The sequence below is a fragment of the Pseudomonas sp. B329 genome (assembly GCF_023127835.1).
GTDB classification, from domain to species: domain Bacteria; phylum Pseudomonadota; class Gammaproteobacteria; order Pseudomonadales; family Pseudomonadaceae; genus Aquipseudomonas; species Aquipseudomonas synxantha_A.
Genome location: NZ_SPKP01000012.1, coordinates 1 through 12,296 on the forward strand (window position 1 = coordinate 1; position 12,296 = coordinate 12,296).

Annotated in this window: 14 protein-coding genes; 9 read left to right on the forward strand and 5 right to left on the reverse strand. The window is 58.0% G+C overall.

Annotated elements, in window-relative coordinates:
• Positions 1–97: 97 nt before the first annotated feature.
• Positions 98–1,297 carry a tyrosine--tRNA ligase gene (gene tyrS, locus E4P00_RS08675; RefSeq protein WP_248131198.1) on the reverse strand — a complete coding sequence of 400 codons (1,200 nt, stop codon included), beginning with the start codon at positions 1,295–1,297 and terminating at the stop codon, positions 98–100.
• A 208-nt stretch (positions 1,298–1,505) separates the two neighbouring features.
• Between tyrS and E4P00_RS08680 the strand changes: the two genes are divergently transcribed.
• On the forward strand, positions 1,506–2,918 hold the full coding sequence (locus tag E4P00_RS08680; RefSeq protein ID WP_005792000.1) for a peptidoglycan DD-metalloendopeptidase family protein: 1,413 nt from the start codon (positions 1,506–1,508) through the stop codon (positions 2,916–2,918).
• Positions 2,919–2,921: 3 nt separating this feature from the next.
• Positions 2,922–4,013 (forward strand): anhydro-N-acetylmuramic acid kinase, encoded by a 1,092-nt coding sequence (locus E4P00_RS08685; protein ID WP_032879209.1) that lies wholly within the window; start codon positions 2,922–2,924, stop codon positions 4,011–4,013.
• A gap of 69 nt (positions 4,014–4,082) precedes the next feature.
• On the opposite strand, the gene erpA is transcribed toward E4P00_RS08685, so the two are convergent.
• Together erpA and argC are read right to left on the reverse strand one after the other, a co-directional pair.
• Complete coding sequence (gene erpA / locus E4P00_RS08690; RefSeq protein ID WP_003176443.1) at positions 4,083–4,433, reverse strand: iron-sulfur cluster insertion protein ErpA; 351 nt, start codon at positions 4,431–4,433, stop codon at positions 4,083–4,085.
• A 164-nt stretch (positions 4,434–4,597) separates the two neighbouring features.
• Entirely contained in the window at positions 4,598–5,632 is a 1,035-nt protein-coding gene (argC, locus tag E4P00_RS08695) for an N-acetyl-gamma-glutamyl-phosphate reductase (protein WP_103735227.1), read from the reverse strand.
• A 134-nt stretch (positions 5,633–5,766) separates the two neighbouring features.
• Here argC and hemJ point away from each other — a divergent pair, with 134 nt between their 5' ends.
• The 6 genes from hemJ to coq7 all read left to right on the forward strand — a co-directional run bounded on the left by hemJ (position 5,767) and on the right by coq7 (position 10,183).
• Entirely contained in the window at positions 5,767–6,195 is a 429-nt protein-coding gene (hemJ, locus tag E4P00_RS08700; RefSeq protein WP_032879206.1) for a protoporphyrinogen oxidase HemJ, read from the forward strand.
• Between the two features lie 25 nt (positions 6,196–6,220).
• Positions 6,221–7,183: a nitronate monooxygenase family protein gene (locus E4P00_RS08705; RefSeq protein ID WP_005792009.1), complete on the forward strand. Its 963-nt coding sequence runs from the start codon at positions 6,221–6,223 to the stop codon at positions 7,181–7,183.
• Between the two features lie 68 nt (positions 7,184–7,251).
• Complete coding sequence (locus E4P00_RS08710) at positions 7,252–8,214, forward strand: DUF805 domain-containing protein (protein WP_032879205.1); 963 nt, start codon at positions 7,252–7,254, stop codon at positions 8,212–8,214.
• A gap of 63 nt (positions 8,215–8,277) precedes the next feature.
• Entirely contained in the window at positions 8,278–9,066 is a 789-nt protein-coding gene (locus E4P00_RS08715; protein ID WP_032879204.1) for an SDR family oxidoreductase, read from the forward strand.
• A gap of 45 nt (positions 9,067–9,111) precedes the next feature.
• A complete protein-coding gene (locus E4P00_RS08720; protein WP_005792015.1) occupies positions 9,112–9,450 on the forward strand; it encodes a histidine triad nucleotide-binding protein in 339 nt (112 codons plus the stop codon).
• Between the two features lie 85 nt (positions 9,451–9,535).
• Positions 9,536–10,183 (forward strand): 2-polyprenyl-3-methyl-6-methoxy-1,4-benzoquinone monooxygenase, encoded by a 648-nt coding sequence (gene coq7 / locus E4P00_RS08725; RefSeq protein ID WP_005792017.1) that lies wholly within the window; start codon positions 9,536–9,538, stop codon positions 10,181–10,183.
• A gap of 49 nt (positions 10,184–10,232) precedes the next feature.
• Here the strand turns inward: coq7 and E4P00_RS08730 are convergent, their stop codons facing one another.
• Positions 10,233–10,655 carry an OsmC family protein gene (locus E4P00_RS08730; RefSeq protein ID WP_003210947.1) on the reverse strand — a complete coding sequence of 141 codons (423 nt, stop codon included), beginning with the start codon at positions 10,653–10,655 and terminating at the stop codon, positions 10,233–10,235.
• A 246-nt stretch (positions 10,656–10,901) separates the two neighbouring features.
• On the opposite strand from E4P00_RS08730, the gene crp reads away from it, so the two are divergent.
• Complete coding sequence (crp, locus tag E4P00_RS08735) at positions 10,902–11,546, forward strand: cAMP-activated global transcriptional regulator CRP (RefSeq protein WP_103735280.1); 645 nt, start codon at positions 10,902–10,904, stop codon at positions 11,544–11,546.
• Here the strand turns inward: crp and E4P00_RS08740 are convergent.
• On the reverse strand, positions 11,543–12,238 hold the full coding sequence (locus E4P00_RS08740; RefSeq protein WP_248131200.1) for a lipoate--protein ligase family protein: 696 nt from the start codon (positions 12,236–12,238) through the stop codon (positions 11,543–11,545). The two genes, crp and E4P00_RS08740, sit on opposite strands and share 4 nt — an antisense overlap.
• Positions 12,239–12,296 lie beyond the last annotated feature (58 nt).

Consider the following 12,296-nt stretch of genomic DNA (forward strand, 5'->3'; position numbering starts at 1 on the left):
AACTCATTGTTTACCAAGGAGTTTTCCGTTTCGACTGCGCCGGAAGTGGGGCAAATTATAGACAGATATAATTCGCCGTCAACATCTAATTTCAGACTTATTCGGATTTGAGCGTAATTCGCGCAAACGCCTTCTTACCCGCCTGACAAACGTGAGTGGCGCCCAGCTCATACATAAATGTGCGATCAACCACTTCACCATCTATACGTACACCACCCGCCCCCAAGAGATCACGAGCGACCGCCGAGTTCTTCACCAAGCCCGCCTTATTAAGGACAGCCGCAATCGGCATAGCCTCGGCAGCGGTCAGTTCAATCTCCGGCAGATCGTCCGGCAGCTCACCATCCTTCATACGGTTACCAGCTGCACGATGCGCACTGGCAGCAGCCTCTTCGCCATGGAAGCGCGCGACAATCTCCTCAGCCAGCTTGATCTTCACATCACGCGGATTGGCGCCTGCCTCTACGTCCGCACGCAATGCATTGATTTCGTCCATCGAGCGGAAACTCAACAGTTCGAAGTAACGCCACATCAACGCATCAGGGATGGAAACCAGCTTGCCGTACATTACGCCCGGCGCCTCCTGGATACCGACATAGTTACCCAGGGACTTGGACATCTTCTTGACGCCATCCAATCCTTCCAGCAACGGCATAGTCAGAATGCACTGAGCCTCCTGACCGTATGCGCGCTGCAACTCACGCCCCATCAGCAGGTTGAACTTCTGATCGGTACCGCCCAACTCAACATCCGCACGCAGAGCCACCGAGTCATACCCCTGGACCAATGGGTAGAGGAACTCATGAATCGCGATCGGCTGATTGGTGGAGTAGCGCTTGTCGAAGTCATCGCGCTCGAGCATACGTGCCACGGTGTACTGGGAGGTCAGGCGAATAAAGTCTGCCGGCCCCATCTTGTCCATCCAGGTGGAGTTGAATGCCACCTCGGTCTTGGTCGGATCAAGGATCTTGAACACTTGGGTCTTGTAGGTCTCGGCATTATCGAGAACCTGCTCACGAGTCAGCGGCGGGCGCGTAGCACTCTTGCCGCTGGGATCACCGATCATTCCCGTGAAGTCACCGATAAGAAAGATGACTTGATGGCCCAGCTCCTGGAACTGACGCAGCTTATTAATAAGCACGGTATGACCAAGGTGCAGATCCGGCGCAGTCGGATCAAAGCCAGCCTTGATACGCAGGGGCTGGCCACGCTTAAGCTTTTCGATCAGCTCAGCTTCAACCAACAGTTCTTCCGCACCACGTTTTATCAGCGCTAGCTGCTCTTCAACCGACTTCATAACAGACCCGCAAGGCTCAGATTCAAAAGGGAACCAACCATACAAGATCAGGGACTAATTACAAGTTTTGCCCTGCGCACGGACACCGTTCAGCGAGCCCAGCATTCGCGAGCTTGCGCCACAGATGATTTGGTTATATTTTATACAGTTATTTCATCTTCATCATGTCATTCATCTTTTCCATTTCATCTTCAAAGTCAAATTACCTATGACCACTGAACCGTCTAAAGCGCCGCCGCTTTACCCGAAGACCCACCTGCTCGCCGCAAGTGGTATCGCCGCCCTTCTCAGCCTGGCACTGCTGGTATTCCCTTCCAGTGACGTAGAAGCCAAACGAACATCCCTGAGCCTTGATCTGGAAAGCCCAGTTGAACAACTGACACAAGATCAAGACGCTTCCGACGCCCAACAAGCCACAAACACTGCAACTGAATCACCTTTCGCACAGATCGAAAGCGCTCCCGAAGACACCCAGCAAGCCGCCCAGGAAGCACCTGCGGCAGCTGCCGCAAAGAATCCCCAGCATCGCGAAGTCATCGTGGGCAAAGGCGACACGCTATCCACCCTGTTCGAAAAGGTTGGGCTGCCTGCCACCGCTGTGAATGAAGTGCTGGCCAGCGATAAGCAAGCCAAGCAATTCACCCAGCTCAAACGCGGCCAGAAGCTTGAATTTGAACTGACGCCAGACGGCCAGTTGAACAACCTGCACACCAGCCTCAGCGACCTGGAAAGCATCAGCCTGAGCAAAGGTGCCAAAGGCTTCGCCTTCAACCGCATCACCACCAAGCCGGTTATGCGTTCCGCCTACGTACACGGGGTGATCAACAGCTCCTTGTCACAATCGGCTGCCCGAGCCGGCTTGTCCCACAGCATGACCATGGACATGGCCAGCGTATTTGGCTATGACATCGACTTCGCTCAGGACATCCGCCAGGGCGACGAATTCGATGTGATCTACGAACAGAAAGTGGCCAACGGCAAAGTGGTGGGCACTGGCAATATTCTTTCTGCGCGCTTCACCAACCGCGGCAAAACCTACACAGCCGTTCGCTACACAAACAAACAAGGCAATAGCAGCTATTACACGGCCGACGGCAATAGCATGCGCAAGGCCTTCATCCGTACGCCCGTGGACTTCGCCCGTATTAGCTCGCGTTTCTCCATGGGCCGCAAGCATCCAATTCTGAACAAAATTCGCGCACACAAGGGTGTGGACTATGCCGCTCCGCGTGGCACACCCATCAAGGCGGCGGGCGACGGCAAGGTACTGCTGGCGGGGCGCCGGGGTGGTTACGGCAATACGGTGATCATCCAGCACGGCAACACTTACCGTACGCTATACGGCCACATGCAAGGGTTCGCCAAGGGCGTCAAAACCGGCGGCAACGTGAAGCAAGGTCAAGTGATCGGCTACATCGGCACCACCGGCCTGTCCACCGGACCGCACTTGCATTATGAGTTCCAGGTCAACGGCGTACACGTCGACCCCCTGGGTCAAAAACTGCCAATGGCCGATCCGATCGCCAAGGCCGAACGCGCACGCTTCATGCAACAGAGCCAGCCGTTGATGGCACGGATGGATCAAGAGCGCTCCACCTTGCTGGCTTCGGCGAAGCGTTAAGGTATGCCGCTCTATATCGGTGTGATGTCCGGAACCAGCCTTGATGGACTGGATATCGCCCTTATCGAGCAAGGTGCGGCGATCAAGCTGATCGCCACGCACTACATCCCGATGCCAGACACCTTGCGGGCTGAACTTCTGAGCCTGTGCGCCAGCGGCCCGGATGAAATCGCCCGCTCGGCAATCGCCCAGCAACAGTGGGTAACACTCGCCGCGCAAGGCATCCGGGCCTTGCTGGAGCAAAACCGCTTCAAGCCTCAGGACATCCGCGCAATTGGCAGCCATGGGCAAACGATCCGCCATGAACCCGCTCGAAGCTTTACCGTGCAGATCGGCAACCCTGCCCTGCTCACCGAGCTGACAGGGATCAGCGTAGTCAGCGACTTCCGCAGCCGTGATGTTGCCGCCGGAGGCCAGGGAGCCCCTCTGGTTCCAGCGTTTCATGAAGCTCTGTTTGGCGAGCACACTGGCAATCGCGCAGTGTTGAATATCGGCGGGTTCAGCAACCTCAGCCTTATCGAGGCGAACAAGCCTGTAGCGGGTTTCGACTGCGGTCCCGGGAATGTTCTTCTGGATGCGTGGATTCACCACCAGCGCGGTGAACACTTCGACCGCGACGGGCAATGGGCCGCCAGCGGCAAGGTTCAGCCTCAACTACTCAACGCATTGCTCAGCGACCCGTTCTTCTTGACCAAAGGCCCCAAAAGCACAGGTCGCGAAGTGTTCAATCTGGCCTGGCTGCAACAGCACCTGAGCCCGTTGCCCGTCTTTGAGCCCGAAGACGTGCAGGCCACTCTGCTGGAGCTGACGGCCCTCACCATCGTCGAATCTCTGCAAAGCGCACAGACGAGCACTGAGACGTTGCTCATCTGCGGCGGCGGCGCGCACAACACGATGCTGATGAATCGGCTGACCGCGCTATTGCCTTCTACTCACGTCAGTAGCACAGCCACTTACGGGGTAGACCCGGACTGGGTCGAAGCCATGGCCTTCGCCTGGCTGGCGCACTGCTGCCTGGAAGGCATCGCCGCCAACCGCCCTAGCGTAACCGGCGCCCGTGGGTTACGGGTGCTCGGCGCCATCTACCCGGCCTAAACTAGCTTCAGACAGCAAAACGCCGCTTGGCCCATAAAAGCCAAGCGGCGTTTCTGTATCCGCTACCGATCAGATCGAGAACGAAGATCCGCAGCCACAGGTAGTGGTGGCATTAGGGTTCTTGATCACGAAACGCGAACCTTCCAGACCTTCCTGATAATCCACCTCGGCACCAGCCAGGTATTGGAAGCTCATCGGATCCACGACCAGGCTGACGCCCTCGCGCTCGACGATGGTGTCGTCATCGGCCACATCTTCATCGAAGGTAAAACCGTACTGAAACCCTGAACAACCGCCGCCCGTAACAAATACGCGCAGCTTCAAGCGATCATTACCCTCTTCATCGACCAGGCTCTTCACCTTGTGCGCAGCACCGTGGGTGAATTGCAAAGCCGTGGGGGTGAAGGATTCAACGCTCATGCTGATAATCTCCCGGCGTAGCGCCGCCATATGCGTAATGACCGGCATTATCCGCTTCTCCTAGAAAAGCGGTCAACTATTGTTACGGTATATCAATCTGTGCAGCCGCCATAAAAACACGAAAGGCCCGATCACCGGGCCTTTTGCGTAACCACCAGACTGCGTTAAGGCAACATTCCCGCGTGGGCCAGGCCCAACTTCTCATCCAGACCGAACAGGATGTTCATGTTCTGCACCGCCTGGCCCGACGCGCCTTTGACCAGGTTGTCGATCACCGACAGCACCACAACCAGGTCGCCATCCTGCGGACGATGCACGGCGATACGGCACACATTGGCACCACGCACACTACGAGTCTCCGGGTGGCTGCCCGCCGGCATCACGTCGACGAACGGCTCATTGGCATAACGCTTTTCAAACAGCGCCTGCAAGTCGACCGAGCGATCAGTGACGGTTGCATAAAGCGTGGAGTGAATCCCACGGATCATTGGCGTCAGGTGCGGCACAAAGGTCAGCCCCACATCCTTGCCCGCGGCGCGACGCAACCCCTGGCGGATTTCAGGCAAGTGGCGATGGCCTTTTACCGCATAGGCTTTCATGCTTTCCGACGTTTCGGAGTACAAAGACCCCACCGCCGCACCACGACCAGCGCCGCTGACGCCCGATTTGCAGTCGGCGATCAGGCGCGACGCATCCGCCAAGCCAGCTTCCAGCAATGGCAGGAACCCCAACTGTGTCGCCGTCGGATAGCAACCTGGTACCGCAATCAGGCGTGCTTGCTTGATCTGCTCACGATTGACTTCCGGCAAGCCGTACACCGCCTCCTCCAACAACTGCGGCGCTCCATGAGGCTGACCGTACCACTTGGCCCACTCATCGGCGTCCTGCAGGCGGAAGTCGGCCGACAAGTCGATAACCTTGGTGCCGGCCGCCAGCAACTCACCGGCCAGTGCATGGGCGACACCGTGAGGCGTGGCGAAGAACACCACGTCGCACGCGCCCAGGGTCTTGATGTCCGGCACGCTGAACGCCAGGCCGTCATAGTGGCCTCGCAGGTTCGGGTACATATCGGCCACGGCCAGCCCAGCTTCGGATCGGGAAGTGATGACCGCCACCTCAGCTTGCGGATGCTGAGCCAACAGACGCAGCAATTCGACACCGGTGTAACCCGTGCCGCCGACGATACCGACCTTGACCATAAACCTGCCCTCAACGAACCCACTGGAAAGCCGTCGATAATAGGGGCCGTATCGTCCTGCGACAACCGTCAACGTGACGTACGGGCGCATGAGCCACTACTATCTTCGCTACCGTGAACCTGGGAATAACCAAAATGCTCTATCTATGGGTCAAAGCCTTCCACATCGTCAGCATCGTCTGCTGGTTTGCCGGGCTGTTCTACCTGCCGCGCCTGTTCGTCTACCACGCCCAAAGTGAAGACAGCGTCAGCAAGGAGCGCTTCAGCGTTATGGAGCGCAAACTGTACCGCGGCATCATGGGACCGGCGATGATTGCCACACTGGTCTTCGGTATCTGGATGCTGACGCTCAACCCCGGCATTTTCCAGTCAGGCGCGTGGATGCACGCCAAACTGACCCTGGTCGTTCTGCTGATCGGCTACCACCATATGTGTGGAGCGCAGGTAAAACGCTTCGCCCGTGGCGAAAACACCCGCAGCCATGTCTTTTATCGCTGGTTCAATGAAGTACCGGTTCTGATATTGCTGGCTATCGTAATTTTGGTCGTGGTCAAACCGTTCTAGTTTCAATTACTCGGGGGAACTTCCAATGTCGCTGCCCGCTTTACTGGAACAACATCTGCGCCTACCCGTCGTGGTGGCGCCGATGTTTCTGATTTCCAATCCGCAACTGGTCCTGGCCTGCTGTCGTAATGGCGTGGTTGGCAGCTTCCCGGCGCTCAACCAGCGTGAAAGCAGTGGTTTCAGGGCCTGGCTGGAAGAAATCGAAGCGGGCTTGGCCCAGTTGGACAACCCTGCTCCCTATGCTGTGAACCTGATCGTGCACAACAGCAACCCACGGTTGGAAGCAGACCTGGCAATCTGCGTAGAGCACAAGGTACCCATCGTCATCACCAGCCTCGGCGCGGTAAAGGAACTGGTCGATGCCGTCCACAGCTACGGCGGCCTGGTGTTTCATGACGTCACCACCCGGCGACATGCCGAGAAAGCCGCTGAGGCGGGCGTCGATGGCCTGATTGCCGTAGCCGCGGGTGCCGGTGGCCACGCTGGCACCTGGAGCCCCTTCGCTCTGATCGCCGAGATTCGCCAGTTCTTTGATAAAACCCTGCTGCTGGCCGGTTGCCTCAACCACGGCCACGAAATTCTCGCCGCCCAGTTGCTGGGCGCCGACTTGGCGTATTTCGGCACGCGCTTTATCGGTACTACCGAAAGCCACGCGCCAGATGCCTATAAAGAGATGCTGCTCACATCGCGCGCCGCCGACATCGTGCACACTCCGGCAGTCTCCGGCGTACCTGCGAGCTTTATGCGCCAGAGCCTGGAAAATGCCGGTTTCGACCTCGCCGCGCTGCAAGGCAAAGGTGAAGTCAATTTCGGTTCCAAGCTCAAACCATTGAGTGATGAGGCCAAAGCGTGGAAAACTGTATGGTCAGCGGGCCAGGGCGTCGGTGAAATCGATGATTTACCCAGCGTCGATGAACTCGTCGCCCGCCTGGATGCCGAATACCGCAAAGCACGCGAGCATGCCGCGCAACTGCGCTGGCCACGCTGACCTACTGCACGGCCCGCCGATTGGACGGGCCTGCACACCCTCCCTGATTAAGTGACAAGGATGCCCGCATGAGCGACAACCGTTTCAAGATTGTGTTTGACGGAGCCTTGCTTCCGGGTGTCGAAAGCACCACCGCCAAGCTGAACCTCGCCGAGCTGTTCAAGAGCGATGTCGAGGCGATCGAAAAACTCTTTACCGGCCGCCCGGTCGCGCTCAAACGCGATCTTTCCCGCCCCGATGCCGAAACCTACCTGACGGCATTGAAAAACGCCGGGGTCGACGCACGCATCGAAGCCGAACAGCCCGTGGCGTTCAGCCTCGCTGAAACCCACGAGACGAGCTCCCCTGGCTCCGACTTTTCCCGCTCCGAAGCTTCGCCTTATGCCCCGCCACGCGCAGCGGTTGGCGATGACTTGCCGGAGTTCGCCACACTCAAGGTCTTCACCATCCACGGGCGCATCGGGCGCCTGCGTTATCTGGCCTGGACACTGGCGCTGACCGTCGCGTTGCTGGTAGCCGCAGGCATCATCAGTACCGTCGGCTTCGCAGTGGCGACAGCCTCGCCAACCATAGCCATCATCCTCGGCTCGCTACTGGGTTTCGCACTGTTTGTTGCTCTGGTAGTCGTGAGCGTGCAAATCGGTGTGCAACGCTTGCACGATATGGGCTGGTCTGGCTGGCTGTACTTGCTGAACCTGGTTCCAGTGGTCAATAGCGTGTTCCCTATCCTGTTGCTGGTATTGCCGGGGAACGCGGGTGCCAACCAATACGGCGCACCGCCACCACCGAATTCTACTGCGGTGAAAATCCTGGCCTCGCTGTGGCTGGCGTTTATTCCATTGATGCTCATCATCGGCCTGACCCTGGGCATGAACGGCTACCTGGATCAACTTGAAGCCAACATGGACAGCAGCTACGAAAGCAGCTCAATGACCTCCGATGAAGGCGCCGATCAAAGCGTCATCACTGATGAGGCCGCAGAGCAAAGTGCTGACGACGCAGCCGAACCTGTAGACTCTACGCAACAGTGAAGAAACGCCCGCCTGCCTGTGACGCCACTGTCACAGGCAGGCGACGTTGCGATGGAGAAAGGCATGACCCGTTACGCTCTGATCACCGGCGCCTCCAGCGGCATCGGCCTGGCTTTGGCCGAAGCGCTGGCTCGACGCGGCCGCAGCCTGATTCTCGTGGCCCGTCAACGTGATCAGTTGGAAAGCATTGCCATCGAACTGACCCAACGCTTCGGTGTCGAGGTGTTGTTTCGTGCCTGCGACTTGGGCGAGCCGCTGCGTTTGTCCGGTTTTTTGCTGGAACTCGAAGAAGGCGAGCGGCAGATCGACCTGCTGGTCAACTGCGCAGGCATCGGCACCAGCGGGCCATTTTTGGCCCAAGACTGGATGACCGAGCAAGACCTGATCGAAGTCAACATCCTGGCGCTAACCCGTATGTGCCATGCCCTCGGCAACTCCATGGCGCTGCAAGGCGGCGGGCAGATACTCAATGTCGCTTCGATCGCCGCCTTTCAGCCAGGCCCGTGGATGAGCAGCTACTACGCCAGCAAAGCTTATGTATTGCACTTCTCTGAGGGCTTGCGCGAAGAACTGAAGACCTGCGGCATCAAGGTTTCAGTGCTGTGCCCCGGCCCTACGCGCACCGCGTTCTTCGGCACTGCGCAGATGGACACCGCAAAACTCGACCGCAGCCAGCAGCTAATGAGCCCGGAGGAAGTCGCGCTCTACACCGTACGCGCGCTGGAAAAGAACAAAGCCATCATCATTCCCGGGCGCCGCAACCGCTGGCTGGCATTCAGCCCACGTTTCAGTCCACGCTGGCTGACCCGCAAGATTGCCGGCGCCATCAATAAAGCCTATTGCCCACGCTAACCGCCTGATTACACTTACCTAGACTTTCACCCTGGAGAAACAGCTGTGGATACTCTGTTCACCAAGATCATCAACCGAGAAATACCCGCCAAGATTATCTATGAAGATGATCAAGTCCTCGCCTTCCACGATATCGCCCCACAGGCGCCGGTGCATTTTCTGGTTATTCCGAAAAAGCCGATTCGTACCCTCAATGACTTGACCGAGGAAGACAAAGCCCTGGCCGGCCATATTTTGTTCACCGCCCAGCGCCTGGCCGTGGAACAGGGCTGCGAAAAAGGCTTTCGTGTGGTGATGAACTGCAATGAAGACGGTGGGCAGACTGTCTACCACATCCATATGCACGTGCTGGGTCAACGTCAGATGAACTGGCCGCCGGGTTGAGTGCCCAGGGTCAAATTGACTCAGCGCAAACGCTTCGTCCTCTCTTGCGGTAAACTGGCCGCCGAGATTCTTCCCGGAGGTCAGCATGACTACCCAACGTCACTACTCGCCGATTGACCGTCTGCTGCTGCAAGCCGATATGGCCATGCGCACGCTGTTGCCATTCAGTGGCCAACCGTACCGCCCGTCACCGGCCATCGTACAGCCCGATGCCCAGATGAGCGAAACGGACACCCGCCATGTCGCCGGCCTGATGCGCATCAACCACACCGGCGAAGTGTGTGCCCAGGCGCTGTATCAAGGCCAGGCGTTAACTGCCAAATTGCCGCAGGTACGTGCAGCGATGGAGCATGCGGCCGAGGAAGAGATCGACCACCTGGCCTGGTGCGAACAACGTATCCGCCAATTGGGCAGCCACCCCAGCGTGCTGAACCCGCTGTTTTACGGTTTGTCATTTGGTATCGGCGCCGCCGCTGGTTTGATCAGCGACAAAGTCAGCCTCGGATTTGTCGCCGCGACAGAACATCAGGTGTGCAAGCATCTGGATGAGCATCTTGAGCAACTGCCGGCCGAAGATGAAAAGTCCCGCGCCATCCTTGAGCAGATGCGCATCGATGAAGAACACCATGCAGATAGCGCGCTGGACGCGGGCGGCTTCCGCTTTCCAGCACCGGTGCGCTTCGGCATGAGCGTTTTAGCCAAGGTCATGACCAAAAGTACCTACAGGATCTAAACCCAAAAAAGGGCGCTCGAAGCGCCCTTTCTTTTGCCAATTACCGCAATCAGCCCAACTCGATGATTTCATAATCGTGAGTGATGGCCACACCCGCGGCACCCAGCATGATCGACGCCGAGCAATACTTCTCGGCCGACAGCTCGATTGCACGCTTGACCTGGGCTTCCTTCAACGCCCGGCCCTTGACCACGAAATGCATATGGATCCTGGTAAATACCTTGGGGTCTTCAGTGGCGCGCTCGGCTTCCAGGAAGGCTTCGCAGCTTTCCACTGCCTGGCGGGACTTCTTCAAGATGCTGACCACATCAAAATTGCTGCAACCGCCAACACCCAGCAGCAACATTTCCATCGGGCGTACACCCAGGTTACGGCCACCGGCTTCCGGCGGACCGTCCATGACCACCACATGGCCACTGCCCGACTCACCGAGGAACATGGCTTCGCCCGCCCATTGGATGCGTGCCTTCATCGCCCAGACTCCACTGCTAAAAAAGGGGCGCCAGCTTAGCACAGGCCCTTGAAACAGCAGCGCCCCGGATAAAATCGATAAATGACTGCGTTTGCCGCTAAATTGGCTAATCGAGGCAGAATGTGTCTGGTAAGCTGGCGCCAAATCAATGGCGCATTGCCATGATTCTTACAGCCGGCATCAATGCCGATGCCGCTGGATAAAAACAACGCCACTTACACCGTGCAGTCTTTTCGGGATACAACCATGGTTGCTCTTACTCCCACACCCAAGATCAAGAACCTCGACAAGCTGTTGATGCATTGTCAGCGTCGGCGTCATCCGGCCAAGCACAACATCATCTGCGCCGGCGAGCGCTCGGAAACCCTGTTCTTCATTATCAAGGGCTCAGTCACCATCCTGATCGAAGATGAAGACGGTCGCGAAATGATCATTGCCTACCTCAACACCGGCGATTTCTTCGGAGAGCTGGGGTTGTTTGAACAAGCAGGCAAAGAACAGGAGCGTAGCGCCTGGGTCCGAACCAAAGTCGAGTGCGAAGTGGCCGAGATCAGCTATGCGAAATTTCGCGAATTGGCCCAGCAAGATCCGGATATCTTGTACGCCCTGAGCGGCCAGATCGCCCAGCGCCTGCGCGACACTACGCGCAAAGTCGGCGACCTGGCGTTCTTCGATGTGACCGGTCGTGTGGCGCGTTGCCTATTGGAGTTGTGCAAGCAACCCGATGCCATGACCCATCCCGACGGCATGCAAATCAAGATCACCCGCCAGGAGATCGGGCGCATTGTCGGTTGTTCGAGGGAGATGGTCGGCCGCGTGCTCAAGGACTTGGAAGAGCGCAACCTGGTACACGTCAAAGGCAAGACGATGGTGGTATTCGGCACCCGTTAAACCGGCAGGAAGCTGGCCAGCATCTGACGGTACAAGGTATCGAGCCGATCGATCGCATCCGGTGCGGGAAAGGCTTCGTGCAGCGCGATATGGCTCTCGGCGCGAACCCGCTGCTCCAAGCCACAGGCTTGATTGAAGCGGTTAACCGCCGCAATCAACTCCTCACGATCGTTCTCCAGCAACATCGCCCCATGCACCAACCCGACCGGGCGGCCACCGCTTTGTCGCCAACGCTGGGCCGTGCCCACCATTTTGCGGCCATTGAGATTGACGTTGTAACGACCGTCGCAAAAGGCACCGTCAATTTCGCCGACAGATGCATCGCCGCCCAATTCAATCAATAGATCACAGATCGGTTGGCACAAGCGCTGATAACCCGTCTCGATGCGCCCTTGGTCGCCTTCGCTACGGGGCGGGGCATAGACCAGGGCGATATTGACCGTGGCGCCGGACTGCGGCACAGGCTCACCGCCGGTTTCACGCAGCAATACCGGCCAACCCGCACCGGCCGAGACTTGGCTCGCCGCCGCGAAGGCAGGCAGCCGGCTCAAACGGCGCGGCATGACCAGCGCTTGGTCGCTGGGCTGCCAGAACAGCAGCCCGAATTCCTGCTCATGCTCGCAAACGGCTGCCAATAGGGCTTGCTCGGCGGCAAGGCCTGCTTCGACAGTCATGATCACGGGCTGGAGCATCGAACACTTACCTATCTGAATAAACACAAAACCCAATATGGGAGCTGGCTTGCCTGCG

Coding starts and splice junctions, on each gene's coding strand:
- tyrS (WP_248131198.1), bottom strand. CDS start 1,297: ATGAAGTCGGTTGAAGAGCAGCTAGCGCTGATAAAACGTGGTGCGGAA.
- E4P00_RS08680 (WP_005792000.1), top strand. CDS start 1,506: ATGACCACTGAACCGTCTAAAGCGCCGCCGCTTTACCCGAAGACCCAC.
- E4P00_RS08685 (WP_032879209.1), top strand. CDS start 2,922: ATGCCGCTCTATATCGGTGTGATGTCCGGAACCAGCCTTGATGGACTG.
- erpA (WP_003176443.1), bottom strand. CDS start 4,433: ATGAGCGTTGAATCCTTCACCCCCACGGCTTTGCAATTCACCCACGGT.
- argC (WP_103735227.1), bottom strand. CDS start 5,632: ATGGTCAAGGTCGGTATCGTCGGCGGCACGGGTTACACCGGTGTCGAA.
- hemJ (WP_032879206.1), top strand. CDS start 5,767: ATGCTCTATCTATGGGTCAAAGCCTTCCACATCGTCAGCATCGTCTGC.
- E4P00_RS08705 (WP_005792009.1), top strand. CDS start 6,221: ATGTCGCTGCCCGCTTTACTGGAACAACATCTGCGCCTACCCGTCGTG.
- E4P00_RS08710 (WP_032879205.1), top strand. CDS start 7,252: ATGAGCGACAACCGTTTCAAGATTGTGTTTGACGGAGCCTTGCTTCCG.
- E4P00_RS08715 (WP_032879204.1), top strand. CDS start 8,278: ATGACCCGTTACGCTCTGATCACCGGCGCCTCCAGCGGCATCGGCCTG.
- coq7 (WP_005792017.1), top strand. CDS start 9,536: ATGACTACCCAACGTCACTACTCGCCGATTGACCGTCTGCTGCTGCAA.
- E4P00_RS08730 (WP_003210947.1), bottom strand. CDS start 10,655: ATGAAGGCACGCATCCAATGGGCGGGCGAAGCCATGTTCCTCGGTGAG.
- crp (WP_103735280.1), top strand. CDS start 10,902: ATGGTTGCTCTTACTCCCACACCCAAGATCAAGAACCTCGACAAGCTG.
- E4P00_RS08740 (WP_248131200.1), bottom strand. CDS start 12,238: ATGCTCCAGCCCGTGATCATGACTGTCGAAGCAGGCCTTGCCGCCGAG.